Genomic DNA, 25,831 nt, shown 5'->3' on the forward strand with positions numbered 1-25,831 from the left:
CGGTTCCGGCGGCAGTTCGGCGCCACTTGAACATACCTCAGGCACAGGTTTCGCTCCTCACCCACGGTAGAACAAGACGCACAACAGCAACATTTGCACGGGGAGTGCAGTGTTTACGCGGGACGCGACGCGTTGCCGCAGCGCCAAATGTCGCGCTTCGTTGTCGCATTTCGTCTTCGGCCGACCGAATCCCGCGTAAAATTGAAAGCTTGGCTGCTCGCGTGCAAGGCATGTCTGCACGTTCCGGCCGAAAGTCAATACAGATATAACGTCGCATAAGTGGCATCAGGGGTGGACTATGAACACCATGCTTTATCCGGAACTTTATAAATCGCTGGAATCCGTCCGCTGGGATATGGAGAAGGACATTCCCTGGGACAAATTCGATGCTTCCCTGCTCACCGACGAGCAGGCCAAAACCATCAAGATGAACGCGATCACCGAATGGTCCGCTCTTCCCGCAACCGAAATGTTCCTGCGTGACAACCACCACGACAGCGATTTCTCCGCGTTCATGAGCGTGTGGTTTTTCGAGGAGCAGAAGCATTCGCTAGTGCTGATGGAGTATCTGCGGCGCTTCAAGCCCGACATGGTGCCGAGCGAAGAAGAGCTGCACGCGGTGCGCTTCGAGTTCGATCCGGCGCCGCCGCTCGAAACGCTGATGCTGCATTTCTGCGGCGAAATCCGCCTGAATCACTGGTATCGCCGCGCGGCCGAGTGGCACACGGAACCCGTCATCAAGCACATTTATGAAACCATTTCGCGCGACGAAGCCCGTCACGGCGGCGCGTATCTGCGTTACATGAAGAAGGCGCTCGTCAACGCCGGCGACACCGCGCGTGCGGCGTTCGCGAAGATCGGCGTGCTCATGGCGTCCGCGCGCCGTACGGAAAAGCCGCTGCATCCGACCAACCTGCATGTGAATCAGGCGCTCTTCCCGCGCGACACCGTGCAGTCGCGTTTGCCCGATCCCGAATGGCTCGAGCGCTGGCTGGACGACCAGATCCGCTTCGACGACAGTTGGGAGAAGAAGGTCGTCGAGCGCATTCTGCACAACCTGTCGATTCTGTTCGAGCGTTCGTTCGTGACCGCGCAGGAACTGAATCGCTATCGCAAGGAAGTGACGCAGCGCCTGCAGGCCGCGCCGGGCGACGGGGCTGAACAGCCGGCCTGAGTTTCGGCTTCGATGAACGGACGGCTCGCCGGTCAGCACCGGCGAGCCGTTTTGCATTTTTCCCGTGCGAAGCGCCGTGGCACAATGCGCGCTTTCAGCACATCGCAACGAGCGCCGTCATGCCCGCTATTTTCGAACGCAAGATCATCACGCGCGAAGCGCTCGCCGCGCGCCGTCCGACGCTCGCCGGTCCCGTCGTTTTCACCAACGGCGTCTTCGACATCCTTCATCGCGGCCACGTGACCTATCTCGCTGATGCCAAAGCGCTCGGCGCGACGCTCATCGTCGGCGTGAACAGCGATGCGTCGGTACGCACGCTAGGCAAGGGCGACGATCGCCCGATCAATCGGGAAGATGACCGCATGGCGCTGCTCGCCGCGCTGGAGAGCGTCGACTGGGTCGTGAAGTTCGAGGAAACGACGCCGCTGCAATTGATCGAAGCCGTGCACCCCGACGTGCTCGTGAAGGGCGGCGACTACGACATGGACAAGCTGGCCGAATCGGCACTCGTGCGCGGCTGGGGCGGCAAGGCGCTCGCCATCGCGTTCGAGCACGATCGATCGACGACCGCGCTCCTCAAGAAAGTCCGCGCGCAGAGCTGATTCGCACGCGCGCGATCACTGCCCGAGCGGCGCGGTCTGCACGTTGGCGGCAGGCGCGGGTCCGCCGACGCGCGGCTGATCGAACGCTTCTTCGGGACTCAGCGGGCGCGTCGCGAGCGCCTCGGGATGAACCTGCTGCAATAAGTGATGCGGTTCGCGCACGCCGGCCGCGGGAAGCGGGCCGAACATGCCGCGCATGACCGCGAACATCAGCAAGTTGGCGAGAATCAGAAGGGCGATCAGCCAGCGCAGCATTCTTGGGCTCCGTCCGTCAATCAAATCAGAAAAGTCAGGATGAGTGGCGCGCCGTCGCGTCGCGCGCGATGAGCGCGAGGCCGGACAGCACGAGGGAATCGTGTCGGGTGTGCGGCACGTCGAGCGCGCCCGCGATTTCATTTGCCGCGCCGCCGCCGAGCACGAGCCGGACGTCGGCGCGCCAGTCGGCCTTGAGGTCGCGCCACGCACGCTCAATCAGGCTCGCCTGCGCGAGCAGGCATCCGGCGGATAGCGCGGCGGCGGTGTCGGTGGCGAAAAGACTGCGCGTCTGACTCAGCGCCTCACGCGCCGATGCCGCGTCGAGCGTGGGCAATTGCGCCGTATGGCTGCCGAGCGATTCCATCATCAGCGACCAGCCGGGCGCGATGAGGCCGCCGGTGAACACGCCGTCGGCGCGCAGTGCTTCGAGCGTCGTCGCCGTGCCGAAGGTCGCGACCAGCAGATGCTCGCCCGGATACGCCGCGCGCGCTGCGATCATGCCGGCCCAGCGGTCGCTGCCGAGTCGGGCCGGATCGGCATAGGTGTTGATGACGCCGCACTGCTCGGCGCGCGCGCGGACCACGGTGCGCGGCAGCGTCGGCCAGCGCGCGTCGAGCAGGCGCTGGATGCGGTTCTGTACCGGCATGCCCGCGACGTTCGAAATCCACGCGCTCGCCGGCGCGGGAAGTTCGGACCAATCGTCGAGCGCGGCGTCGTCGGCGACGGTCGAGTGATGCGCGTGCTCGAATGCGCCGTTCGCGAGCGACGCGCCGGCTTCATCGACGAGCGACCATTTGATGCGGCTGTTACCCGCATCGATGAGCAGATACGGCGCCTCGGTTCCCGACGCGTTCACGGACGTTCCTTCGCAAGGCGCAGCGTGAGTTCGCCGGTCGTGACGGCGCGCGGGCCTTCGGGCGCGTCGATCAGCAACTGGCCGCCCTCGTCGACGCCCGATGCGATGCCGCGCGTCACTTCCATGCCCTGGTCGATCAGCGCGACTTCACGTCCGGCCCACGCGTGCGCGTCGAGCCAGCGCTGGCGGAACGGCCTGAAGCCCTCGGCTTCGAAGCGCGGCAGCGCTGCGTCGAGCGCGTTGAGGAGCGCGGCGAGAGTGTCGGTGAGATTGGCGTCGGGCCATGCCCGCGCGAGCGCTGCCGGCGCGGCGCCGGGCGCGGATTGCGCGGCGAGCCGGTTGGCTTCGTCGACCTGCGCGGCGAGTTGTTCCGCGCCGTGCAGATTCATGCCGATGCCGATCACGACCGCGGTCGCGTCAGGCGTGTTCCACGCGGTTTCGATGAGAATTCCGGCGAGCTTGCCGTCGTCGAGCAGGACGTCGTTCGGCCATTTCAGCGCAGGACGCGCGGATGGCGTGAGCGGCAGACGCGCGAGCGCATCGAGGACGGCGGTGCCGATGGCGAGACTCAGACCCGACAGCCCTTCGATCGGCCGCCGCAGCACGCAGCCGACCGACATCAGCAGCGCATTGCCCGGTTCGGCGAGCCACGCGCGCCCGCGCCGCCCGCGACCGGCGGATTGCGAGTACGCGACGCGGACGACGGGTGCAGGCGTGCCGTCGCGTCGCGAGGCGCGCAACTGCTCCAAAACGTCGGCGTTGGTGGAGCCCGTTTCGTCGACGATGTCGATGGTCCAGTCGCGAGCGGGCCGCTCGGCAAGCGTCGCAAGCCGCGAGCGGTCGATGCGCCAGGGCGCGTCGGGGGCGAAGGGGGCGAAAGGAGAGGGGGTCATGGCGGGTATTGTAGCCGTGGGATGCGTGTTCGAAGCCCGTGAAACTCCGCTTCAGCGCGTGTTGTCGCTCGGATACCGCCGCCGTGCATGCAGCGAGTCCAGTACGGTGACGCGGTGCGTCACACGGTAAACCACCAGGTAATTCGGATGAACCATCATCTCTCTGGTATTCGAGACCCTTCCGTGACGATAGATGTATGGAACATCCGCTAACGTCCGGGCTGCTTCCCTGTTCATCGAAAGTAGATTGTCGGCCGCTTGCGGATCACGCTCTTCAATGTATTCGTAGATTTCCCTGAGTTGTCTCCGTGCGCGCGGCCGCCAATCAACGAGCATTCCGTGCCTTTCGCTTGGCCGCCACGAGCGCATCCATTTCCGCGAATACTTGATCGTTGGGAATCGACGGCTCCGGGTCCGCAAGTGACGCTTCTACCTCCGCGCGGAACCAGGCGTCATACAGTTCAGCCTCTTCGAGCGAATCGAGTTCGGAAATAAGCGGATCGAGTCGTTTGTCCATTGCGGTTGCACCGGAGTTCTCGAAACCATGATAGGTCAGCGACTCAAGTGCACCGCAACACGGAAATTCCGATCCTTGCGCCTTCCAGCCGAAACCCGCCTGCCACCATCCCCGCGTCCTCCCGACACTCTTCGCTACAATGTCCTCTCCCCTTTAACCGCGTCTCATCGCGCCATCGATCCTTGGACTTCGACACGCCGCCGCGCCTAAGAGTGGAAGCCGGTCTGCAGGGCAAGGTGGTCCGGCTATCGGGCCAGTGGACCGCGCTCGCGCTCGCTCGCGATCGCGCGAAGAGCGGCGTCACGCGGCGTCTGCGCGCCATCGGGCGCGAGGCGATCAGCCAGTGGGATCTGCTTTCCGTCGAGCGGCTCGATCACGTCGGCGGCCAGGCGCTCTGGCGCGTGTGGGGACGCAAGATGCCCGCGACCATCGCGCTGTCCGACACGCAGCGCGAAATCTTCGAGCGCGTCGCGCTGCTCGACGCCGAACGCGAGGAACCCGAAGCCGTCGATCGCGTCGATCCGGTCACGCGGCTCGGCCAGCTCATCTTCGGTTTCTTCGATCACCTGTACGGCGGCCTCGCGATGTTCGGCGCCTTCGTGCTCGATCTCATCGGGCTGGTGCGGCGCCCGCAGCGCATTCCGTGGACGGAAATCTCCGCGAACATCTACAGCGCCGGCGCGCAGGCGCTCGCGATCACCGCGCTCGTCGCGTTCCTGATCGGCATCGTGTTGAGCTACTTGTCCGCGCAGCAGTTGCAGGCGTTCGGGGCGAACCAGTACATCGTCAATATTCTCGGGCTTTCCGTGATCCGCGAGCTCGGGCCGGTGCTTTCCGCGATTCTCGTCGCGGGCCGCTCGGGTTCGGCGATCACCGCGCAGATCGGCGTGATGCGCGTCACCGAAGAACTCGACGCGATGCAGGTCATGGGCATTCCGCATAGCCTGCGCCTCGTGCTGCCGCGCGTGATCGCGCTCGGCATCGCAATGCCGCTGCTCGTCATGTGGACCAACATCATCGCGCTGACGGGCGGCGCGCTCGCGGCGAAGCTCGTGCTGTCCATCGACATGAACTTCTTCATTCGCTCGCTGCCGTCGGTCGTGCCGATCGCGAATCTGTGGATCGGGCTCGGCAAGGGCGTCGTGTTCGGCATGCTGATCGCGCTCGCCGCGTGTCACTTCGGCTTTCGCATCAAGGCGAATTCGCAGAGTCTCGGGGAAGGCACGACGACGTCCGTGGTGACGTCGATCACCATCGTGATTCTCGCGGACGCCGTCTTCGCGATCCTCTTTCAGAACGTCGGACTCTGACCGCCATGTCGACCACGCTCGCCACCGCCGTTCGTCATCAGCCGCCGCCCGTCATCGCGGAACCGGTGATCGAAGTGCGCGATCTCACCAAGCGCTACGGGCGCACGGTGATTCACGAGCATCTGAATCTGGATGTGCGGCGCGGCGAGATCGTCGCGTTGCTCGGCGGTTCGGGCTCGGGCAAGACCACGCTCGTGCGGCAGATTCTCGGCCTCGAGTCGCCGACATCGGGCACCATTCGCGTGCTCGGCGAGGAATGGGCGCAAATGGACGACGAAACCGCGAAGATGCTGCGCACGCGCTCCGGCATGATGTTTCAGCAAGGCGCGCTGTTTTCGTCGCTGACGGTATATGACAACATCGCGCAGCCGTTTCGCGAACTCGGCAAGATTCCCGAGGACCTGATCCGCGAATTCGTGATGCTGAAGCTCGAAATGGTCGGCCTGTCGTGCAAGCACGCGAGCAAGATGCCGTCCGCGTTGTCGGGCGGAATGGTGAAGCGCGTCGGCATCGCGCGGGCGATCGCGCTCGAGCCCGAACTGCTGTTCCTCGACGAACCCACGGCCGGTCTCGATCCGAAGGCATCGGACGAATTCGTCGATCTGATCGCGACGCTGCATCGCGCGCTCGGTCTGACGGTCGTGATGGTCACGCACGATCTCGACACCATGGTCGCGCTGTCCACGCGCGTCGCGGTGCTGGCGGATCGTCGCGTGCTCGTCGCGGCGCCGGTGGAAGAGGCGTGCGCGGTGGATCATCCGTTCATCCGCGAGTACTTTCTGGGGCGACGCGGCCGCCGCGCGTTGCAGGCATTGCCGTCCGAGCGCCGCGCGAAGCTGCCGCCGGCCGCGCTCGAAGATGCGCCGATCGCCGTGAACAAGTAAGCGCGAAGCGAGCGCCAAAGGAACCTGCCGATGGAAAACAAATCACACGCGTTCTGGACCGGGCTTTTCACGATCGTGCTCGTGCTGGCCATCGCGTTCGCCGTGTTCTTCTTCAACGTCGATCGCACCGTGCGCGTGCCGTACGATCTGATCGCGCGCACCAACGTGACCGGCCTCTTCACGGACGCGGCCGTGCGCTATCGCGGCCTGGGCGTCGGCAAGGTGCAGTCGATCAGCTTCGACAAGTCGCATCCGGGGCAGATCCGCATCCGCATTGTCGTCGACAAGAACGCGCCGATGACGCATTCCACGTACGCGACGCTCGGCTTTCAGGGCGTGACGGGCATCGCGTTCGTGCAGCTCGACGACACGGGCACCGATACGGCCGCGCTGGCTTCGTCGCCGCAGCACGTCGCCGAAGTGCCGATGCGTCCCGGTCTCTTCGAGCAGTTGCAGCAGCGCGGCGACATCATCCTGAAGAAGTTCGAGCGCCTTTCCGACGACGCCGACAAGTTCCTCTCCGACGACGTGCGCAATCAGCTCATGGCGACGACGAAGAGCCTGCAAACCGCCGCCGACGGCATCGCGACGCTCGCGAGCCAGGTGCAGCCCGCGACGGCGCAGTTGCCGCAGACGCTCAGGCAGATCAACACGACGCTCGCCTCGACGCATCAGCTCGTGCAGAACCTGAATCGTCCGGACGGCCCGCTCGTGTCCAACTTGAACAAGGCGGGCAAGGCCGCCGAAGACGCGGGCGCGGCGCTCGCGGACATGAACGAATCGCTGCGTTTCATCACGGCGCGCGTCGGTTTCGAGGCGTTGCCGCGCTTCTATTCGTTCAGCGACGACGTGAGCGCGGCGGCGCGTTCCGTCGATCGCGCCGCCGACGCGTTCAGCACCAATCCGCGCAGCGTGCTCTTCGGCGCGCCGCAGAAGGAGCCGGGACCGGGCGAGCCGGGCTTCGCGTGGCCGGCGAAAGCGGCGCATTGATCGGGGAAAAGATATGACGGACATCGACATGAAAGGAGCGGTCGCGGCGTTCGCGCTCGGCTGCGCCGCGTTGCTCGCAGGTTGCGGATCGACGTCGACCGCGATGCCGAACGCGCATTACGACCTCGGCGCGATACCGGCTGCCAACGCAAGCGCCAACGCCGCGCCGATGCCGCCGGTCAAAGTGCTCGCGGTGGGCGCGCCGCGCAGTCTCGAAACCGATTCGTTCGCGTATCGGCTCAGCTATGTCGATGCACAGCGCACCGGCAACTATTCGAACAGCCACTGGACGATGCCGCCCGCGCAGTTGCTGACGCAACGCCTGCGCGATGCGCTCGCGGCGCGCGGCCCGGTTCTGTCGGGCGCCGATCCGGTGCGCGCCGTGCCGCTGCTCGAAGTCGAGCTGACGAGCTTCGAACAGGTCTTCGATGCGCCCGAGCAAAGCCGCGGCCTCGTGTCGGTGCGCGCGACGCTCACGCAGCAAGGCCGCGTCGTCGGCCAGCGCAGCTTCGCCGCGAGCGCGCCCGCGCCGAGCGCCGATGCCCCCGGCGGCGCGCGGGCGCTCGCGGCTGCATCGGACGATGTGATCGCGCAACTTTCCGCGTGGCTCGCCGCGCAGCCGCTCTCCGCGTCACGATGATCTTCCGCCCAGCATCGAAGCGTCCGGGCGGCTCATGACGATCAAGCAATGGCAGCGTCGCCCGTCGGCGTTCTCCCGGCAGGCGCTCGCCGCGTATGCGGCGCTCGTCGTCTACGGTTCGCTTTATCCGTTTTCCGGCTGGCGCTCGCTCGGATTGAGCCCGCTCGCGTATCTCACCGATCCGCTGCCGCAATATCTGACCGTTTTCGATGTCGTGACCAACGTGCTCGGCTACATGCCGCTCGGCGCGCTGATCGTGCTCGCGCTCTATCCGCGTCTGCGCGGCACATTCGCGGTCGGCGCGGCGCTCATCGGCGGCGCGCTGCTCTCCGGCGCGATGGAAGCGATCCAGACGTATCTGCCGACGCGCGTCGCCTCGAACCTCGATCTCGCCGCGAACGCGTTCGGCGCGCTCGTCGGCGGCATGCTGATCGCGCCCGCGACGAGCGCGCTGCTCGATCGCGGCCTGTTGCGGCGCATCCGCTTTACGTGGTTCGAGCGCGACGCGGCGTATGTGCTCGGGCTGACGGCGCTCTGGCCGTTCGCGGCGATGTTCCCCGCGCCGTATCTCTTCGGCGGCGGCGATCTTCCGCGCGTGCTGTGGGACGAGCTCGACCCGGCGATGCAGGACGCGATTCTCGCGTGGACGCCCGCCGCGTGGGACATCGAAAGCTGGCCGGACCGGCTCGGCGCGCTTCTGCCGGACGACGCCTGGGAAGCGCTGATCACATCGACGAGCCTGTTCGCCGCGCTCGTGCTCGCGACGCTGCTCACGCGGCAGCGCGCGCCACGCATCCGGCTGATGCTCGGCCTGATCGCGATGACGATCTTCGCGAAAGCGGGCGCAAGCTTTCTGCAGTCGCGCGCGGGCCTGACCTTCGACTGGGCGACGGACGGCGCGCTGGAAGGCATCGCCATCGCGACGATCGCGGGCGTGCTGTCGGTCGCGTTGCCGCGCGGCTTGCGCGCGGCGCTCGCGGGCGGGGCGCTCGTGATCTCGCTCGCGCTCATCAATCTGCTGCCGGTGAATCCGTATTTCGACATCGTGCTCGCCGACTGGCGGCAGGGCCGCTATCTGCATTTCAACGGGCTCGCGCACTGGCTCGCGTGGGTGTGGCCGTACGCGGCGCTCGGCTGGCTCGCTTCGGCGGCGGAGCGCGCGTGGCTCGCGCGGCGGCGCGCGCGCAAGGCGGGGCGCTCGGCCTGATACGGCGGGCACGAACATCGCTGGCTATAATCGACCGACACTCTCATCGCACCCGCTCATGGATTCCTTCTACAAGTACCACGTGTTCTTCTGCCTGAACCAGCGCGAAGCCGATGCGGCGCGTCCGAGCTGCGCGAACTGCAACGCGCAGGCCATGCAGGAATACGCTAAAAAGCGCGTGAAAAAACTGGGTCTCGCGGGCGAAGGCAACGTGCGGATCAACAAGGCCGGCTGCCTCGACCGCTGCGAACTCGGGCCGGTCGTGGTCGTGTATCCGGAAGGCACCTGGTACACGTATGTCGATGAAACCGACATCGACGAGATCGTCGATTCGCATCTCGCCAACGGCAAAATCGTCGAACGTCTTCTGATCGATCAACCCGCATGAACGCGCAAACCGAAAAGTTTCTCATCGACGGTCCGGTCGGCAAGATCGAATGCGCGCTCGACAAGACCGACAGCGCGCCGCGCGGCATCGCGCTCGTCGCGCATCCGCATCCGCTTTTCGGCGGCACGATGGACAACAAGGTCGCGCAGACGCTCGCGCGCACGTTCGTCCAGCTCGGCTACACGACGTATCGCTCGAACTTTCGCGGCGTCGGGCAGACGGGCGGCGAGCATGACAACGGCATCGGCGAACAGGACGATCTGCTCGCGCTGATCGATCACATGCGCGCGCAGCCGGGTCAGGCGGACGTGCCGATCGTGCTCGCGGGCTTTTCGTTCGGCACCTTCGTGCTGTCGCACGTCGCGAAGCGCATGCGTGATGCCGGCAAGGACATCGAGCGCATGGTGTTCGTCGGCACGGCGGCGAGCCGCTGGGAAGTCGCGCCCGTGCCCGACACGACGCTCGTGATCCACGGCGAAGTCGACGACACCGTGCCGATTCAATCCGTCTACGACTGGGCGCGGCCGCAGGAACTGCCCGTCGTCGTGATTCCGGGCGGCGAGCATTTCTTCCATCGCAAGCTGCATATCCTGAAGCGCGTGATCGTCGACGCGTGGCGTTGAGCGCATCGCTCGTCATCGATCGGCAAAAGCGGCTAAGCGCAGCCTGAAAAACGTTAAAACGAGCGGCAACCGCGCAGATTCCAAGGAAAACGGAAGCGGCCCGCGCGTATAATGGCGCAGAATTTTTTCACGGATTCCGGCCGCGCGACGTTGCATTCGACGTATCGCGGCCGTCGAAACCCCGGCTTCTGAGAACCGTTTTTGCGTCCGTCTGTCGAACGAGCGCTTTTCGCCGCGGCGCCGCGCGTGCCGCTGTCCTGGCGAAATGCCCGACCGACAGCGACGGTCAGCCTGTTCAACCCGTGCTTCGCCGATCATCCGATCCTCGATCGTCATCGTCGCAGCGTGCTTTTTCCGCCGATCGATCCTATGCGCTTTGTCCCTTCCGGCCTGTCTTTTCCTTCCGTTTCCGTTTCCGCAAAAGCCGTTTTCGTTCTGCCCGCCGTGCTGGCGGCGGCGAGCGCTTTCGCCCAGGTTCCGCCGCCCGACGTGACGGCACGTTCGTGGGTGCTCGTCGACGCCACCAGCAATCAGGTGCTCGCCTCGGGCAATCCCGATGAGCGCGTCGAGCCGGCATCGCTCACCAAGCTGATGACCGCGTATCTCGTCTTCGATGCGTTGAAGTCGAAGAAGATCAACATGGATCAGACCGTCATGCCGAGCGAGGCCGTGCGCCGCGTGCGCACCGACGAGTCGCGCATGTTCATCGAGGCGAACAAGCCCGTCACCGTGCACGATCTCGTGTACGGCATGATCGTGCAGTCGGGCAACGACGCGGCCATCGCGCTCGCGGAACTCGTCGGCGGCAGCGAAGGCAACTTCGTCACGCTGATGAACGCGGCGGCGAAGCGCATCGGCATGACGCACACGAATTTCGCCGATGTGAACGGCATGCCCGATCCGCAGCACTACACGACCGCGGGCGATCTCGCCGTGCTGTCGACGCGCCTGATCCGCGACTTCCCCGAGTACTACAGCATCTTCTCGGTGAAGGACTTCACGTACAACAAGATCAAGCAGCCGAACCGCAATCGCCTGCTGTGGCTCGATCCGACCGTCGACGGCCTCAAGACCGGCCACACGAAGGCCGCCGGCTACTGCCTGATCGCGACCGCGAAGCGTTCGCTCGTCGGCGTGCCCGACGCGAGCCGCCGCCTCGTCGCCGTGATGATGGGCGAGCCGAAAGAACACAACCGCGTGCAGGACAGCCTGAAGATGCTGAACTACGGCTACACCGCGTACGACGCGCTGCGTCTGTACAAGGCGAATCAGGTGATCGATTCGCCGCGCGTGTACAAGGGCGCGGCCGACAACGTGCAGGCGGGCGTCACGACGGATCAGTACATCACCGTGCCGAAGGGCTTGGGCGAGAAGGTCAAGCCGACGGTCACGCACGACAATCTGATCGTCGCGCCGATCAAGAAGGGCCAGCAGATCGGCAGCGTCAAGATGATGGCCGATGGCAAGGAAGTCGCGCAGTTCCCGCTCGTCGCGTTGCAGGATGTGCCGGAAGCGGGCATCTTCGGCCGCCTGTGGGATTCGGCGCTGCTCTGGTGGCAAAAGCGTAAGTAAGGAGCCTGTGATGAGCCAAGCCGAAGCATTCGATCCGACGGTCTATCTGAACGGCGAGTGGGGACCGCTTTCCGAAGCGCGCATTCCCGTGCTCGATCGCGGTTTCATCTTCGGCGACGGCGTGTACGAAGTCGTGCCGCTCTACGCGCAAGCCGACGGCGCGCGTCTGCCGTTCCGCCTGAAGCAGCATCTGGCGCGGCTCGATCGCAGTCTCGGCAAGATTCGCATCGGCAATCCGTTCGATGACGCCGGCTGGCGCGCGCTGATCGATCGCGTCATCGCGGAGAACGCCGGCGCGGGCGATGCGCTCGTCTACATCCAGGTGACGCGCGGCGTCGCCAAACGGCGCGGGCACGCGTTCCCGGCGGGAATCGTGCCGACCGTGTTCGTCATGCTCGGCCAGCTCGTGTTCCCGAGCGCGGCGGATCGCGCGCGCGGCGCCGTCGCCGTCACCGCCGAAGACAAACGCTGGCTGCATTGCGACATCAAATCGGTGTCGTTGCTCGGCAACGTGCTGATGGCGCAGCACGCCGCCGAAAACGACGCGCTCGAAACCATTCAGTTGCGCGACGGCTTGCTTACCGAGGGTTCGTCCTCAAATGTGTGGATCGTGAAGGGCGGCACGCTGCTGGGCGCGCCGCGCGGACCGCGCATTCTCGAAGGCATCCGCTACGGGCTCATCGAGGAACTGGCGCGCGAGGCGGGTATCGCGTTCGAGGAGCGCGACATCACCGAAGCAGAATTGCGTTCGGCGGACGAAGTCATGATCAGCTCGGCGACGAAAGAAGTCATGCCGGTCACGACGCTCGACGGCAAGAGCGTCGGCGACGGCCGCCCCGGACCGGTCTATGCTGCACTGTACGACGCCTACCAGCGGGCCAAAGCGCGCGAGTTCGCCGAAGAGGCCAAGCGCGGCAAGTGAAGGAGAAAGTCATGACTGACAAGCCACAAGCCACCGATCCGACCGACAGCGCCAAGCACAGCGCCGACGAGCTGTTCGATTTTCCCTGCGATTTCCCGATCAAGGTGATGGGCAAGACGCATCCGGAATTCCACGACACGATCGTCGATGTGCTCAAGGCTTTCGACAAGGATTTCGACGCGTCGCGTGTGGAGTCGCGCCCGTCTTCGGGCGGCAACTACACCGGTCTCACCTGCACCGTGCGCGCGCAGAATCGCGCGCATCTCGACGATATCTATCGCGCGCTCACCGGCCATCCGATGGTCAAGGTAGTGCTTTGATCTTGCCCGCGGGCGCATCGCACACCGCCGGCGTGCGCTCGTAGAGCAGCCTGAACTGCTCCGCTTCCTCGAAAACCCACTCCCTGAACGCGTGGACGCGCTTCGTCTGAAGCAGCGCGGTCGGGCACACGAAGTAATACTTCCACGGACTCGGCCCTTCGACATTGAAAAGCCGCACGAGCCGTCCCGCGATGATTTCCTGCATCGCGAGCGAGCGGCGCACGAGCGCGATGCCCTGACCGTCGATCGCCGCCTGCAGCAAATTCGACGAATCCTCATAGAGGACGCCGCGCTTCGGTTCGGGCAGATCGGTGAGTCCCGCGGCGTCGAACCACGGACGCCAGAGCTCGTCGTCCGAGCGCAGAAGCGGCAGCTTTTCCAGATCGCGCGGCACGCGGGGCAGCGCGCCGCCGCGAAAGTTCGGTGAGCACGCCGGGAAAAAAACCTCGTCGAGCAATTCCTCGGTGTGCAGACCCGCGTACTTGCCGTAGCCGAAACGCAGCGCCACGTCCGCGTCGTCGCGGTTGAAATCGATGAGCGAGGCCGTCGTCAGCAGTTCGAGATCGATATCCGGATGCTGCTCGATGAATCTGCCGACGCGCGGCGTCAGCCAGCGGGCGGAAAACGACGGAATCGTCGATACGATCAGCCGCCGGTCGCGATCGCCGGAGCGGATGCGGCGCGTCGATTCCGCCAGCGCGACGAGCGCCGAGCGCACTTCCGCCGCGTACTGCCGGCCGCGATCGGTGAGACGCACGCGTTTGCCGTCGCGCGCGAACAGCGACACGCCGAGCTCCGACTCCAGCGCGCGAATCTGATGACTGACCGCGCCGTGCGTGACGAAAAGCTCGTCGGCGGCGCGGGAAAAGCTCTCGTGACGGGCGGCGGCTTCGAAGGCGCGCAGCGCGTTCAGGGCGGGAAGCTGGCGGAGGTCCATATGGATTGTCGGCGGTGTCGTTGTCAATACAGCTCACATAGCAGTGAAAATTGATCGTTTTGCCTGATGCCTTGTCACGCCTAGGATTGTAGTCATCGAAACGTTCCCTTGGCGGAGTGGATCATGCGAGAAATATCAACAAGCGTCACCTTTGAAATCAAGCCCGGCGAAACCGTGCCGATGAGAATTGCGCGCGGCACGCGTCTCATGGTCCACGGCAGTCCCGTCTGGGCGACGCGAAGCAACGACATCGAGGATTACTGGCTCGTGCCCGGCGACAATCTCAAGCTGCGCGAGCGCGAGCGGCTCTGGCTTTCCGTCGAGGGCGACCGTCCGGCCTATGTCGTCTTCACGATCCTGCCGCGCTGCGACGAACGCGCGATGCACTGGGTTTCGACGCGCATCGAGCGTCTCGCACAGCGGTTGCGCTCCGGATGGAGAACCGTCTGACCCCAAGTATTCGCATTTGCCATCGAAGGCATGCGAATTCACCATCGGCGGGCATGGGGCTATTTCGGTAAACTACCGGCACCATGTCCGCCACACCGCTCGCCATCCCACAAGCAATCCACGACGCGCCCGCCACCGTGCTCAGTTCCGGTGACTTTCCGGTCGCGTTGCGCTGGCGCGGTCTCGAACCGTACAGCCAGAGCTTCGACGCGATGCGCACCTTCACCGACGCTCGCACGCCCGAAACACAGGACGAAATCTGGCTCGTCGAGCATCCGCCCGTCTTCACGCTCGGTCTCGCGGGTGATCCGGCGCATCTGCTGCTCGCCGAAAGCGGCATTCCGCTCGTCAAGGTGGATCGGGGCGGACAGATCACATATCACGGGCCGGGGCAGATCGTCGCTTATCTGCTGATCGACCTGCGCCGCCGCAAGCTCATGGTGCGCGAGCTGGTGCGGCGCATCGAAGAGGCCGTGATCGAAACCCTCGCGACGTATAATCTCGCGACCGACCGCAAGGCCGGCGCGCCCGGCATTTACGTGGCGCGGCATCCTCAAGGCGCGAACGATCGTACGCAGGCGCATGAAGGCGCGAAGATCGCCGCGCTCGGACTCAAGATTCGCAACGGCTGCAGTTATCACGGCGTGAGCCTCAATGTGCGAATGGACCTGCAGCCGTTCCTCGCAATCAACCCGTGCGGCTACGCGGGGCTCGAAACGGTCGACATGGCGACGCTCGGCGTCGCGGCCGACTGGCGCGACGTAGCTCTCGTGCTGGCCGAACGGCTGGCACTTCAAATCGGCGGCCTCCCCGCAATTGCCGCTGCAACAACCGGATCGACCGAATGACTGACGCAACCGCAAACCTGGCTGGCGACACCGCCGCTTCTGCTTCGTCGCCCACCGCTTACGACGCCACTGCAAAGCAGAAGGCACAGGCGAAGACATCGCGCATTCCTATCAAGGTCATTCCGATCGAGAAGCTGAAGAAGCCGGAGTGGATTCGCGTACGCACCGCGACGGGCAACTCGCGCTTCAACGAGATCAAGAAGATCCTGCGCGAGCACAGTCTTCATACGGTTTGCGAGGAAGCGAGCTGCCCGAACATCGGCGAATGCTTCGGCAAGGGCACCGCGACGTTCATGATCATGGGCGACAAGTGCACGCGCCGCTGCCCGTTCTGCGATGTCGGACACGGCCGCCCCGATCCGCTGGACGCCGACGAGCCGCTGAATCTCGCGCGCACCATCGGCGCGCTGAAGCTGAAATACGTGGTGATCACGTCCGTCGATCGCGACGATCTGCGCGATGGCGGCGCCGCGCACTTCGTCGAGTGCATCAGGCAGGTTCGCGAGCATTCGCCGGAAACGCGCATCGAAATTCTGACGCCGGACTTCCGCGGGCGTCTGGATCGCGCGATCGGCATTCTGACCGCCGCGCCGCCCGATGTGATGAACCACAACCTCGAAACGGTGCCGCGTCTCTACAAGGAAGCGCGTCCGGGTTCGGATTATCACCATTCGCTGAAGTTGCTGAAGGACTTCAAGGCGCTGCATCCGGAAGTCGCGACGAAATCGGGCCTGATGGTGGGTCTCGGCGAAACGGAAGAGGAAATTCTTCAGGTGATGCGCGACCTGCGCGCCCACGACGTCGACATGCTGACGATCGGGCAGTATCTGCAGCCTTCGGAGCATCATCTGCCGGTGCGGGCGTACGTGCATCCGGATACCTTCAAGATGTACGAGGAAGAGGCGTACAAGATGGGCTTCACGCACGCGGCGGTCGGCGCGATGGTGCGTTCGAGCTATCACGCGGATGTGCAGGCGCATGGGGCGGGCGTGGTTTGACGCCGGTTTCGCCCTTCCGCTGAGAGAAAGCCCACCGGAGACGGTGGGTTTTTTGTTTCTCGTAATCGAGGCGCTAACCGTCCAGAACCCCGGACGCCCGCATTCCGGATTTCCGGAATCCCGGATTCGAAGCCGCCAGCCGATCAGAAAACTCCCATAGAATCATCGGCTTAAGCGAAACTTAAACCTGGCATTGCCCTTGCGATACAAACGGCACGGCCCATGAGCCGCCCATAAAAGTCAAGGAGACAAGCCGATGACCCCTCTCGCATCCAAACGTCCCTGATCCGTCGACGAAGCGGCTATCGCCCATCGACGCGTTCAGACGTGCCCACACACGCCCGCCCCGCGTCAACGCTCGCCGCTGGCCGTACTTCCGCCAACTGCTTGTTATCGCCTGGAAACATCGTGAAAAAACCCATCCATAAAGTCCTGTACGTGCAGGTGATCGTCGCGATCATCATCGGCATCGCGCTCGGGCACTTCTATCCCTCGCTCGCCACCGACATGAAGCCGCTCGGCGACGGGTTCATCAAACTCATCAAGATGGTCATCGGCCCGATCATCTTCTGTACCGTCGTGACCGGCATCGCCGGCATGGAAGACATGAAGAAGGTCGGCCGCGTCGGCGGCAAGGCGCTGCTGTACTTCGAAGTCGTGTCGACGTTCGCGCTGATCCTCGGTCTCGCCGCGACGCACCTCCTGCGGCCGGGCGTCGGCTTCAACGTCGATCCTTCGACGCTCGACCACAAGGCCGTCGATTCCTTCGCGACGAAGGCGCACGGCCAGAGCACGGTCGATTTCTTCCTGCACATCATCCCGGACACGCTGGTGTCGGCGTTCGCGCAGGGCGAAATCCTCCAGATCCTGCTGATCGCGCTCCTGTTCGGCGCGGTGCTCGCGCATATCGGCGAGCGCGGCAAGGTCGTGACGACGTTCATCGAAGGTCTGTCGAGCATCCTGTTCGGCATGGTCGGCATCATCACGAAGCTCGCGCCGATCGGTGCGTTCGGCGCGATGGCGTTTACCATCGGCAAGTACGGCATCGGTTCGCTGCTGCCGATGCTCAAGCTCATCGGTACGTTCTATCTGACGTCGATCGTCTTCGTCGTCGTGGTGCTCGGTGCGATTGCGCGCATGGTGGGCTTCAACATCCTGAAGTTCATCGCGTACATCAAGGAAGAAATGCTGATCGTGCTCGGCACGTCGTCGTCGGAAGCCGCGCTGCCGCAACTGATGCTCAAGCTCGAAAAGCTCGGCTGCTCGCGTTCGGTCGTGGGTCTCGTCGTGCCGACAGGCTACTCGTTCAACCTCGACGGCACCAACATCTACATGACGATGGCCGTGCTGTTCATCGCGCAGGCGACCAACACCGATCTCTCGTGGGGCCAGCAACTGACGCTGCTGGCCGTGACGATGCTCACGTCGAAGGGCGCTTCCGGCGTGACCGGCGCAGGCTTCATCACACTGGCCGCGACGCTCGCCGTCGTGCCGACGATTCCGCTCGCGGGCATGGTGCTGATTCTCGGCATCGACCGCTTCATGTCGGAATGCCGCGCGCTGACGAACATCGTCGGTAACGGCGTGGCGACGGTCGTCGTGTCGGCATGGGAGAAGGAGCTGGATCGCAGCAAGCTGAAGGCGGCGTTGTCGCGCGACGTCGACGTGACCGACGCCGAAGAAGCGAAGTCGGTCTGAATCCGCACTGAAGCCGGAAGCGATCATGCAAGCGGCGAAGCCTCAGTCCGCGAGTGCTTCGCCGCAGTCGTTTCCGGCGCCTGATTCGCCACAAGCCTATGACACAATGGCAGATCCTCTTTCGCGGGAATCTGCTCACGTGTCGCGCCGCATCGTCGTGTTCTTCGCGCTTTTCGCCGCGCTCGTGGCGTGCTGCGCGCTCACGTGGCATCTCGCGTGGCAAAGCGGCATCGACGAGTTGAGGCTCAACGCCGCCGCGCGCGTCGATCGCACGACGAACACGCTCAAGAGCACGCTCGACCGCTACGAATATCTGCCTTATCTGCTGTCGCGGCATCCGGTCGTGCAGGACGCGCTCGATCATCCGGATCGTGCGAACGTCGAGCGCGCGAACCGTTATCTCGAAGACCTCAACGCGCGCTCGCACGCCACCGTCACGTATCTGATCCGCGCAAACGGCATCGCGGTTGCCGCGAGCAACTGGAACGCGACGGACAGTTTCGTCGGCGTGGACTACAACTTCCGGCCGTATTTCATCGACGCGATGAAGGGCAGCACCGGCCGTTTCTTCGGCATCGGGACGATCTCGACCGAGCCCGGCTACTACATCTCGCAACCGGTCTATCGCGAGGGCACGAAAGAGATCATCGGCGTCGCGGTCGTGAAGCTGAATCTCGAATGGCTGCAAGGCGCGGATGCATCCGAGCCGCTCATCGTCACCGACGATCACGGCGTCATCTTTCTCTCGTCCGTGCCCGCGTGGAAATATCACACGGTGCGGCCGCTGCCGCAGAACGTCGAGGCGTCCGTCTATGCGACGCGCCAATACGCGCAACAGGCGATCACGCCGCTGCCGATGACTGTCGTAAAGACGCTCGAGGGCGGCGCGCAGATCGTGCGCGTCGGCGGCGGCGGGCGAGACGGACACCATGCGCCGGCGTTTCTCGCGACGCATCGCTCCATCGGCGAACCCGACTGGCAACTGATCACGATGGCCGCGCTCGATCCCGTCGAGAGCGGCGCGCAGATCGCGGTCATCGTCACCGCGCTCGTATTCGTCTCGCTGTGCCTGCTCGCGTTCTACTGGCGCATGCGGCGCGCGCGCGTGCGCGAGATGATCCGCAGCCGGGAGATGTTGCAGACCGCGTATGCCGAATTGAATCAACGCGTCGCGGAGCGCACGGCGGATTTATCGGAAGCGAACGCGCAACTCACGAAGGAAGTGAACGAGCGCACGCGCGCCGAACAGGATCTGCGCGCCGCGCACGACGAGCTCATTCAGGCGAGCAAGCTCGCCGCGCTCGGCCAGATGGCGGCGGGCATCACGCATGAACTGAATCAGCCGCTCGCCGCGTTGCGCAGTTTTTCCGACAACACTCGCGTGCTGATCGATCGCGGCGATCAGGCGGCGGCGCGCGAGAATCTCGAAGCGATCGCGTCGCTGACCGAGCGCATGGGCAACATCACGAATCAGCTGAAGTTGTTCGTCACGAAGGCGCGGCCGAAGAATGCGCGCGCCGACGTCGCGCGGGCGCTGCGCCAAGTGTTCTCGATGCTGCGTCCGCGCATGAAGAACGTCGTCATCGATATCGCGCCGGAACTCGCCGAAGGCAGCGCGCCGATCTTCGTGCGTTGCGAGGACTTGCGGCTGGAGCAGGTGCTCATCAACCTGATCGGCAACGCGCTCGATGCGGTCGCGTCGTGCGACAGGCCGCGCATCGTCATCGAACTGAATGGCCACGCGGATACGATCGAGCTCATCGTGCGCGACAATGGTCCCGGCATTCCCGTCGATGCGCTGCCGAAACTCTTCGAGCCGTTCTTCACGACGAAGGAAATGGGGCAGGGACTGGGCCTCGGGCTTGCGATTTCATCGGCGATCGCGCGCGATTACGGCGGCACGCTCGTCGCGCGCAATCGCGAGGCGCCGATCGTCGCGGACGGTCCCGAAGGCGGCACGCAGGCGGACGCCGATCATTCGCACGGCGCGGAGTTCGTGCTGACTTTGCGGCGCGCTTGAAAACACAGTTGGAGCAACACATGACCACCGGTTTGCAGGTGATCTTCATCGAGGACGACGAACTCGTGCGCCGCGCGAGCGTGCAGAGCCTGCAACTCGCGGGCTTCGACGTGATCGGGCACGGCAGCGTCGAATCCGCCGCGCGCGCGATCGACGCGAGTTTCCCCGGCGTGATCGTGAGCGATATCCGCTTGCCCGGCGCGAGCGGCCTCGATCTGCTCGCGCAATGCCGCGAGCGTGCGCCCGAAGTGCCGGTAATTCTCGTCACCGGCCACGGCGACATCTCCATGGCCGTGCAGGCGATGCGCGACGGCGCCTACGACTTCATCGAAAAGCCGTTCGCGTCCGAGCGCCTGATCGAAGCGGTGCGCCGCGCGCTGGAGCGCCGCACGCTCGTGCTCGAGAACCAGGCGCTGCGGCGCGAGCTGGCGGGCGCGGGGCAGAGCCGCATCATCGGGCGCAGTCTCGCGATCGAGCAGGTGCGCCGGCTGATCGCGAACATCGCGCCGACGGATGCCTCCGTGCTCATCAACGGCGATACGGGCGCGGGCAAGGAACTCATCGCGCGCAGCCTGCACGACATGTCGCCGCGTCGCGACAAGCCGTTCATCGCGGTGAATTGCGGCGCGCTGCCGGAGCAGATGTTCGAATCGGAGATGTTCGGCTACGAGGCAGGCGCGTTTACGGGCGCGCAGAAGCGGCGTATCGGCAAGCTGGAACACGCGTCGGGCGGCACGCTCTTTCTCGATGAAATCGAGAGCATGCCGCTGTCATTGCAAGTGAAACTGCTGCGCGTATTGCAGGACGGCGTGCTGGAGCGGCTCGGCTCGAATCAGCCGGTGCGCGCGAATCTGCGCGTCGTCGCGGCGGCGAAGGGCGACATGAACGAACTCGTCGCCGATGGCACGTTCCGACGCGACTTGCTGTATCGGCTGAACGTGGTGACGATCACGCTGCCGCCGCTCAACGAGCGGCGCGAAGATATCGTGCCGCTCTTCGAGCATTTTCTGCTCGATGCGGCCGTGCGCTACGAGCGGCCCGCGCCGCTCATCACGGATCGTCAGCGCGCCGAACTGATGCAGCGCGACTGGCCGGGCAACGTGCGCGAGTTGCGCAACGCGGCGGATCGCATGGTGCTCGGCATTCTCGACGACAGCGGTGCGGCGGCGGCGCTCGACACATCGACGCAATCGCTCAAGGAACGCACCGAGCAGTTCGAGCGCGCGGTGATCGGGCAGGCGCTGGAGCAGTGCGGCGGCGCGGTCGCGGTGGCGGCGGATCGGCTGCAGCTCGGCAAGGCGACGCTGTACGAGAAGATCAAGCGATACGGAATCGTCGTGAAAGGCGATTCGTCCGAGCGATAAAAAAGCCCGCTGGTTGTCGCCAGCGGGCTGCGTGTTTGCGTAAAGGCGTTCAGGCCGAACCGAGCGCCTTGTCGAGCAGTTGATCCAGTTCCGCGAACGTCGGCTCGCCGACATAGCGCTTCAAAATCTTCCCGTTCTTGTCGATGACGAAGGTCGTCGGCGTCAGTTGCACGTTGCCGAACTGCTTGGCGGCGCTGCCGTCGTCCATCGCGACCTTGAACGGCAACTTGCGCGTCTGCGCGTAGTTGTTGACGTACATCGGCGCGTCGTAGTTCATCGCGACCGCGACGAACTCCAGGCCGCGGCCCTTGAATTTGTTGTACGTGTCGATCATCTGCGGCATTTCCTTCATGCATGTCTCGCAGCTCGTCGCCCAAAAATTGACGAGATAGACCTTGCCCTTCAGATCGCCCGACGTCGAAATCTTCTGTCCCGAAAGCAGCGTGAAGGTCGCGTCCGGCACTTTCTGCTGGCCGCCGAAGGCGAAATACCCGGTGCAGGCGATCACGCCCGCGACGAGCGCCATCACGATGTAACGCAGCGGACTCTTCGCGCGCGTGGATGTTTCTTGCGTGGCTTGGGACATGGGAACCTCGGATGGCGCTCCGGCGAACGGAACGGAGACTGCTGCGTATTTTAGCGCCAATTTCGGGATGCGTTCGTGACGCGCCGATAAGCCCGGCATCGCAGCGCGATAATGATGGTTTTCACGCAGCGATTCCTCATGAAACGAGTTTTCCCCGTGTTTCCTGTCCGTTTGCGGCGCGCGGCCGCGCGCTTTCTTCCGAATATTGCTTCCGCCAACAAGCTGATGTGCGCAACTGTCACATGCGGCGCATTGCTCGCGTGCACGCCCTCATACGACTGGCGCACCGTGACGAACAACGACGACGGCTACGAAGTGACGCTGCCCGCGAAGCCGCGTTCCGAGGAGCGCAAGATCGACATCGCAGGCCGGTCGATGACGATGCGCATGCAGACCGCAGAAGCCGGCGACGCCGTGTTCGCCGTCGGCACGGTCGTGCTGCCGAGCGCCGATCCGCAATTGCAGCGCGCGACACTCGATTTCCTCCAGCAAGGTCTCGCGCGCAACGTGAATGCGAAGCCCGAGGCGCGTGCGACGCAGATCGACCTCGCGGCGGGCGGACGCGTGTTGGGCAGCGAGATCGAGGTGAAGGGCGAAGGGGGGGAGAAGCGCGAGTCGCGGACGATTCACGCGCGCTTCGTGGCGCGCGGCGCGCACGTCTATCAACTGGCGATCGTGTCAGACAAGACGACGCCGACCGAGCAGGCCGAGCAGTTCTTTTCGTCCTTCAAACTGTTTTAGAGGAAGGCCTCGAATTCTGCAGGCACTAACTTAAGAAGTGTCTTAGTGTGTCGGAAATAGCCGAAGTTCCTTCAGAAGTTTACGCGCTAATTCTCGGATTCATATGGACTTTTTGCGCTATCCACAATGTCTGTGGATAACTTTGTGGAAAACAGTGTGTGGTAGCGCTCAAAAGCCCGACTCATGCGGTTTACGTTAGTTTGCCTTCGTTCGCGGCAAGTTAAATAATTCAATAAAATCAATGGTCTGTGAAATGTGGCCAAAACCGGGGTTTGATCAGACGAAGGACCGCCCCGGATCGCTTCAGTGTGCATAAGTCAAGTCTTGACAAGTAATTTTCCGCTTAGCATCGCGTGGACCACCCCGCGTCCGCGCTGGCTTCAGGCGATCGACAGCGCCCGGCGGTACTGAACGGCTTCCGCGACATGGGACGCGTCGGGCATATCGGCGCCGGCGAGATCCGCGATCGTCCGCACGACCTTCAGCACGCGGTAGTACGCGCGCGCGGACCAGCCGAAGCGCTCGCCCGCAGCGCGCAGCAAGGCTTCGCCGGCGGAATCGGGGCGGCAGACGGCGTCGGCTTCGCGGCCGTCGAGATCGCGGTTGATCTTGCCCTGACGCTGCGTCTGTATGTCGCGGGCCGCCGCGACCCGCGCCGCGACGACGGCGCTCGACTCGCCGCGCTCGGTGCCGCGCGCCGACAGTTCCGCGGGCGAGAGCGCCGGCAACTCGATCTGAATGTCGATGCGATCCATCAGCGGACCCGACAGCTTGCGCAGATAACGCGCGGCGACATCGGGCGAGCAGCGGCAGCGCGCGCTCGGGTCGCCGCGCCAGCCGCACGGACATGGATTCATCGCGGCGACGAGCTGGCAGGCCGCCGGAAATTCCGCCTGCTGTGCGGCGCGCGAAATCGTGATCTGGCCGACTTCGAGCGGCTCACGCAGGGTTTCCAGCACTTTTCGGTCGAATTCGGGCAGCTCGTCGAGAAACAGGACGCCGAGATGCGCGAGCGTGATCTCGCCTGGCTGCGGCGGATTGCGCCCGCCGACGAGCGCCGCCGCGCTCGCCGAATGATGCGGCGCGCGGAACGGCCGTCGCCGCCACTGCTCGGGCGTAAAGCCGAGCGAACTCGCCGAAAGGATCGCGGCGGAGGTGAGCGCTTCGTCGTCGTTCATCGGCGGGAGCAGGCCGGCCAGGCGCGCGGCGAGCATCGACTTGCCCGCGCCGGGCGGACCGACCATCAGCAGATGATGACCACCCGCAGCCGCCACTTCGAGCGCGCGGCGGGCGGCGGGATGGCCGATGACATCGGCGAGATCCGCGGACGGCGCGGCTGTCGAGGGAAGCGGAGCGGCTTGCACGGGTCGCAGACGGGCGCCGGGGACATCGTTCAGATGCGCGCAGAGCGTGGGCAAGTCCGCCGCGCCGAAGACCTCGATGCCCGGCACGAGCGCCGCTTCCGCCGCGCTTGCGAGCGGCACGTAGATTTCGGGGATTGGCGGGGCTGCATCGCGCATCGATGCATAGTGGCGCGCCGCGCCGCAGACCATTGCGAACGCGCCGCGCATCGGACGCAGCGCGCCGGTCAGCGAAAGCTCGCCCGCGAACTCGCGATGTTCGAGCGCTGCAGCCGGAATCTGTCCGCTCGCGGCCAGAATGCCGAGCGCGATCGGCAGATCGAAGCGGCCGCTTTCCTTCGGTAGATCGGCGGGTGCGAGATTGACGGTGATTCTGCGGACGGGGAAATCGAAGCCGCAGTTCTGCAGCGCGGCGCGCACGCGCTCGCGGCTTTCGCGGACTTCGAGATCGGGCAGACCGACGATGGAAAACGACGGCAACCCGTTGGCGAGATGGACTTCGACGACGACTTCGGGCGCGCGCCCAGGAGCGGGCGCGCGGCTGCGTACCACGGCAAGCGACATGATTTCACCTGAAACGGCGCATGGACCGCGCCGGCAATAAAACTAGAAACTCACGGCTCGCTAGCCGAGGTACGCGATAGGCAGTGCTGGCGCCTCAGTCCTGCGCGGCCGTATTTCCGCCCGCGAGACGCTGCTCCAGCTGCGCGACGCGCTTTTCGAGTTCTTCGAGACGAGCGCGCGTGCGGACGAGCACTTGCGTCTGCGTGTCGAATTCCTCGCGCGTCACGAGATCGAGCTTCGAAAAGCCTTGCGAGAGCATCGCCTTCATATTCCGTTCGACGTCTTTCGCGGGCGAATTCTTGAAGAGATCGCTCATCTTCTGCTGCAAATCGTTGAAAACGTCGTTGGGCTGCTTCATCGTTTCTCCCTTCTTGCACAAAAAAAGTGCATTCATTGTTAGGTCAGTGCCCCGAATTATCGAATGTTCGATATTGGTGCGCGCCGCCGAATGCGCGAACGCGCGTCGAAGCACCTTTGAGGCGCCGCGATTTTAGCGCCGCCGCGCGCTCGCGTTGTCCGCCCATGCCCCTTTTTGCGGGACCTCTGGACCACTCTAGCAATGAACCTACCCCGACGCCAGCACGCGCGGCCCGCGTTAGCCGTTCGGCCGACCCTTCGTGCGATTGTTTCGCGAAATCGCGCAAAGCCGCATGGATGCTCGCATGGCATACGAGTTGCATAAGTGGCGCGACCTTTTCTGCACGCTTCAATGGACGGCATCGAAGGATCAGCACACCACAGCGAGGGATACATGAAGCTCATTACCGCAATCATCAAGCCGTTCAAGCTGGACGAAGCGCGTGAAGCGCTCTCGGCCATCGGCGTCTCGGGCATCACCGTGACCGAGGTGAAAGGCTTTGGCCGACAGAAGGGGCACACCGAGCTGTATCGGGGCGCGGAGTACGTCGTCGACTTTCTGCCGAAAGTGAAGATCGAGGCGGCCGTCTCGGACGACATCGTCGATCAGGCGATCGAAGCCGTCGAACGCGCCGCACGCACGGGAAAAATCGGTGACGGAAAGATCTTCGTCACCTCAATCGAACAGGTGATCCGCATCCGCACCGGCGAGACCGGCGCCGACGCGCTCTAACAAGAAATTGGCGATAAGAGG

At 64.5% G+C, this 25,831-nt stretch carries 30 protein-coding genes; 20 read left to right on the top strand and 10 right to left on the bottom strand.

Going from position 1 to position 25,831, the window contains the following annotated elements; translation table 11 throughout:
* The first annotated feature begins 298 nt into the window (after nt 1–298).
* Together NCS00_RS01360 and rfaE2 are read left to right on the top strand one after the other, a co-directional pair.
* Nucleotides 299–1,174 carry a ferritin family protein gene (locus NCS00_RS01360; protein ID WP_250438937.1) on the top strand — a complete coding sequence of 292 codons (876 nt, stop codon included), beginning with the start codon at nt 299–301 and terminating at the stop codon, nt 1,172–1,174.
* A gap of 119 nt (nt 1,175–1,293) precedes the next feature.
* Nucleotides 1,294–1,776 (top strand): D-glycero-beta-D-manno-heptose 1-phosphate adenylyltransferase, encoded by a 483-nt coding sequence (gene rfaE2 / locus NCS00_RS01365; RefSeq protein WP_034470462.1) that lies wholly within the window; start codon nt 1,294–1,296, stop codon nt 1,774–1,776.
* A 15-nt stretch (nt 1,777–1,791) separates the two neighbouring features.
* Here rfaE2 and NCS00_RS01370 read toward each other — a convergent pair whose 3' ends face one another.
* The 5 genes from NCS00_RS01370 to relB are packed head-to-tail and all read right to left on the bottom strand — an operon-like array spanning nt 1,792 to nt 4,297.
* Nucleotides 1,792–2,031, bottom strand: a complete 240-nt coding sequence (locus tag NCS00_RS01370) for a hypothetical protein (RefSeq protein WP_008351832.1) — start codon at nt 2,029–2,031, stop codon at nt 1,792–1,794.
* 34 nt (nt 2,032–2,065) lie between these two features.
* Complete coding sequence (locus tag NCS00_RS01375; RefSeq protein WP_008351830.1) at nt 2,066–2,887, bottom strand: type III pantothenate kinase; 822 nt, start codon at nt 2,885–2,887, stop codon at nt 2,066–2,068.
* Nucleotides 2,884–3,780 (bottom strand): biotin--[acetyl-CoA-carboxylase] ligase, encoded by an 897-nt coding sequence (locus tag NCS00_RS01380; protein ID WP_175979745.1) that lies wholly within the window; start codon nt 3,778–3,780, stop codon nt 2,884–2,886. The genes NCS00_RS01375 and NCS00_RS01380 overlap by 4 nt, the downstream gene beginning before the upstream one ends.
* Before the next feature lie 51 nt (nt 3,781–3,831).
* Nucleotides 3,832–4,149 carry a type II toxin-antitoxin system RelE/ParE family toxin gene (locus NCS00_RS01385; RefSeq protein WP_350029715.1) on the bottom strand — a complete coding sequence of 106 codons (318 nt, stop codon included), beginning with the start codon at nt 4,147–4,149 and terminating at the stop codon, nt 3,832–3,834.
* Nucleotides 4,106–4,297: a type II toxin-antitoxin system RelB family antitoxin gene (gene relB / locus NCS00_RS01390; RefSeq protein ID WP_008351825.1), complete on the bottom strand. Its 192-nt coding sequence runs from the start codon at nt 4,295–4,297 to the stop codon at nt 4,106–4,108. The genes NCS00_RS01385 and relB overlap by 44 nt, the downstream gene beginning before the upstream one ends.
* Before the next feature lie 182 nt (nt 4,298–4,479).
* On the opposite strand from relB, the gene NCS00_RS01395 reads away from it, so the two are divergent.
* The 7 genes from NCS00_RS01395 to NCS00_RS01425 are packed head-to-tail and all read left to right on the top strand — an operon-like array spanning nt 4,480 to nt 10,339.
* On the top strand, nt 4,480–5,607 hold the full coding sequence (locus NCS00_RS01395; RefSeq protein ID WP_008351824.1) for an MlaE family ABC transporter permease: 1,128 nt from the start codon (nt 4,480–4,482) through the stop codon (nt 5,605–5,607).
* Nucleotides 5,608–5,612: 5 nt separating this feature from the next.
* A complete protein-coding gene (locus tag NCS00_RS01400; RefSeq protein ID WP_250438941.1) occupies nt 5,613–6,491 on the top strand; it encodes an ABC transporter ATP-binding protein in 879 nt (292 codons plus the stop codon).
* A 30-nt stretch (nt 6,492–6,521) separates the two neighbouring features.
* The gene (locus NCS00_RS01405; protein ID WP_175979746.1) at nt 6,522–7,481 is read left to right on the top strand and encodes an MlaD family protein; all 960 of its coding nucleotides are present in this window, start codon (nt 6,522–6,524) and stop codon (nt 7,479–7,481) included.
* 13 nt (nt 7,482–7,494) lie between these two features.
* Nucleotides 7,495–8,121, top strand: coding sequence for an ABC-type transport auxiliary lipoprotein family protein (locus NCS00_RS01410; protein WP_008351820.1), 627 nt, complete (start codon nt 7,495–7,497; stop codon nt 8,119–8,121).
* A gap of 34 nt (nt 8,122–8,155) precedes the next feature.
* Nucleotides 8,156–9,328 carry a VanZ family protein gene (locus NCS00_RS01415; RefSeq protein ID WP_008351818.1) on the top strand — a complete coding sequence of 391 codons (1,173 nt, stop codon included), beginning with the start codon at nt 8,156–8,158 and terminating at the stop codon, nt 9,326–9,328.
* Between the two features lie 58 nt (nt 9,329–9,386).
* Complete coding sequence (locus tag NCS00_RS01420) at nt 9,387–9,716, top strand: (2Fe-2S) ferredoxin domain-containing protein (RefSeq protein ID WP_008351817.1); 330 nt, start codon at nt 9,387–9,389, stop codon at nt 9,714–9,716.
* Nucleotides 9,713–10,339, top strand: coding sequence for an alpha/beta hydrolase (locus NCS00_RS01425; RefSeq protein ID WP_008351815.1), 627 nt, complete (start codon nt 9,713–9,715; stop codon nt 10,337–10,339). Before NCS00_RS01420 ends, NCS00_RS01425 begins: the two co-directional genes overlap by 4 nt.
* Nucleotides 10,340–10,351: 12 nt before the next feature.
* On the opposite strand, the gene NCS00_RS01430 is transcribed toward NCS00_RS01425, so the two are convergent.
* Nucleotides 10,352–10,675: a hypothetical protein gene (locus tag NCS00_RS01430; RefSeq protein WP_144403732.1), complete on the bottom strand. Its 324-nt coding sequence runs from the start codon at nt 10,673–10,675 to the stop codon at nt 10,352–10,354.
* 33 nt (nt 10,676–10,708) lie between these two features.
* Here NCS00_RS01430 and NCS00_RS01435 point away from each other — a divergent pair, with 33 nt between their 5' ends.
* From NCS00_RS01435 to NCS00_RS01445, 3 genes are read left to right on the top strand one after another with little or no spacing between them, the layout of a single operon-like run.
* On the top strand, nt 10,709–11,911 hold the full coding sequence (locus NCS00_RS01435) for a D-alanyl-D-alanine carboxypeptidase family protein (protein WP_033536586.1): 1,203 nt from the start codon (nt 10,709–10,711) through the stop codon (nt 11,909–11,911).
* Between the two features lie 10 nt (nt 11,912–11,921).
* A complete protein-coding gene (locus NCS00_RS01440; protein ID WP_008351813.1) occupies nt 11,922–12,833 on the top strand; it encodes a D-amino acid aminotransferase in 912 nt (303 codons plus the stop codon).
* A gap of 11 nt (nt 12,834–12,844) precedes the next feature.
* Nucleotides 12,845–13,153, top strand: a complete 309-nt coding sequence (locus tag NCS00_RS01445) for a DUF493 family protein (RefSeq protein ID WP_034470775.1) — start codon at nt 12,845–12,847, stop codon at nt 13,151–13,153.
* Here NCS00_RS01445 and NCS00_RS01450 read toward each other — a convergent pair.
* Entirely contained in the window at nt 13,137–14,090 is a 954-nt protein-coding gene (locus tag NCS00_RS01450) for a transcriptional regulator GcvA (protein ID WP_008351810.1), read from the bottom strand. The genes NCS00_RS01445 and NCS00_RS01450 overlap by 17 nt on opposite strands.
* A 123-nt stretch (nt 14,091–14,213) precedes the next feature.
* On the opposite strand from NCS00_RS01450, the gene NCS00_RS01455 reads away from it, so the two are divergent.
* The 6 genes from NCS00_RS01455 to NCS00_RS01480 all read left to right on the top strand — a co-directional run bounded on the left by NCS00_RS01455 (nt 14,214) and on the right by NCS00_RS01480 (nt 21,468).
* A complete protein-coding gene (locus NCS00_RS01455) occupies nt 14,214–14,540 on the top strand; it encodes a DUF2917 domain-containing protein (RefSeq protein WP_033536549.1) in 327 nt (108 codons plus the stop codon).
* Nucleotides 14,541–14,623: 83 nt separating this feature from the next.
* Entirely contained in the window at nt 14,624–15,388 is a 765-nt protein-coding gene (lipB, locus tag NCS00_RS01460; protein ID WP_175979751.1) for a lipoyl(octanoyl) transferase LipB, read from the top strand.
* Nucleotides 15,385–16,386 carry a lipoyl synthase gene (gene lipA / locus NCS00_RS01465; protein ID WP_008351805.1) on the top strand — a complete coding sequence of 334 codons (1,002 nt, stop codon included), beginning with the start codon at nt 15,385–15,387 and terminating at the stop codon, nt 16,384–16,386. Before lipB ends, lipA begins: the two co-directional genes overlap by 4 nt.
* 408 nt (nt 16,387–16,794) lie before the next feature.
* Nucleotides 16,795–18,084 carry a dicarboxylate/amino acid:cation symporter gene (locus NCS00_RS01470; RefSeq protein WP_008351804.1) on the top strand — a complete coding sequence of 430 codons (1,290 nt, stop codon included), beginning with the start codon at nt 16,795–16,797 and terminating at the stop codon, nt 18,082–18,084.
* 25 nt (nt 18,085–18,109) lie between these two features.
* Nucleotides 18,110–20,104: a sensor histidine kinase gene (locus NCS00_RS01475; RefSeq protein WP_034470486.1), complete on the top strand. Its 1,995-nt coding sequence runs from the start codon at nt 18,110–18,112 to the stop codon at nt 20,102–20,104.
* Between the two features lie 20 nt (nt 20,105–20,124).
* Nucleotides 20,125–21,468 (top strand): sigma-54-dependent transcriptional regulator, encoded by a 1,344-nt coding sequence (locus NCS00_RS01480; RefSeq protein ID WP_008351801.1) that lies wholly within the window; start codon nt 20,125–20,127, stop codon nt 21,466–21,468.
* A 49-nt stretch (nt 21,469–21,517) separates the two neighbouring features.
* On the opposite strand, the gene NCS00_RS01485 is transcribed toward NCS00_RS01480, so the two are convergent.
* Nucleotides 21,518–22,054: a peroxiredoxin family protein gene (locus tag NCS00_RS01485; protein WP_008351800.1), complete on the bottom strand. Its 537-nt coding sequence runs from the start codon at nt 22,052–22,054 to the stop codon at nt 21,518–21,520.
* Nucleotides 22,055–22,192: 138 nt separating this feature from the next.
* On the opposite strand from NCS00_RS01485, the gene NCS00_RS01490 reads away from it, so the two are divergent.
* A complete protein-coding gene (locus tag NCS00_RS01490; protein ID WP_034470777.1) occupies nt 22,193–22,795 on the top strand; it encodes a hypothetical protein in 603 nt (200 codons plus the stop codon).
* Nucleotides 22,796–23,175: 380 nt separating this feature from the next.
* On the opposite strand, the gene NCS00_RS01495 is transcribed toward NCS00_RS01490, so the two are convergent.
* Nucleotides 23,176–24,720, bottom strand: a complete 1,545-nt coding sequence (locus NCS00_RS01495) for a YifB family Mg chelatase-like AAA ATPase (protein WP_034470488.1) — start codon at nt 24,718–24,720, stop codon at nt 23,176–23,178.
* Nucleotides 24,721–24,814: 94 nt separating this feature from the next.
* Entirely contained in the window at nt 24,815–25,078 is a 264-nt protein-coding gene (locus tag NCS00_RS01500) for an accessory factor UbiK family protein (RefSeq protein ID WP_008351796.1), read from the bottom strand.
* 393 nt (nt 25,079–25,471) lie between these two features.
* Here NCS00_RS01500 and NCS00_RS01505 point away from each other — a divergent pair, with 393 nt between their 5' ends.
* Nucleotides 25,472–25,810: a P-II family nitrogen regulator gene (locus NCS00_RS01505; protein WP_008351794.1), complete on the top strand. Its 339-nt coding sequence runs from the start codon at nt 25,472–25,474 to the stop codon at nt 25,808–25,810.
* Nucleotides 25,811–25,831: the final 21 nt, after the last annotated feature.

This window comes from Caballeronia sp. AZ1_KS37 (assembly GCF_023631165.1).
GTDB classification, from domain to species: Bacteria; Pseudomonadota; Gammaproteobacteria; order Burkholderiales; family Burkholderiaceae; genus Caballeronia; species Caballeronia zhejiangensis.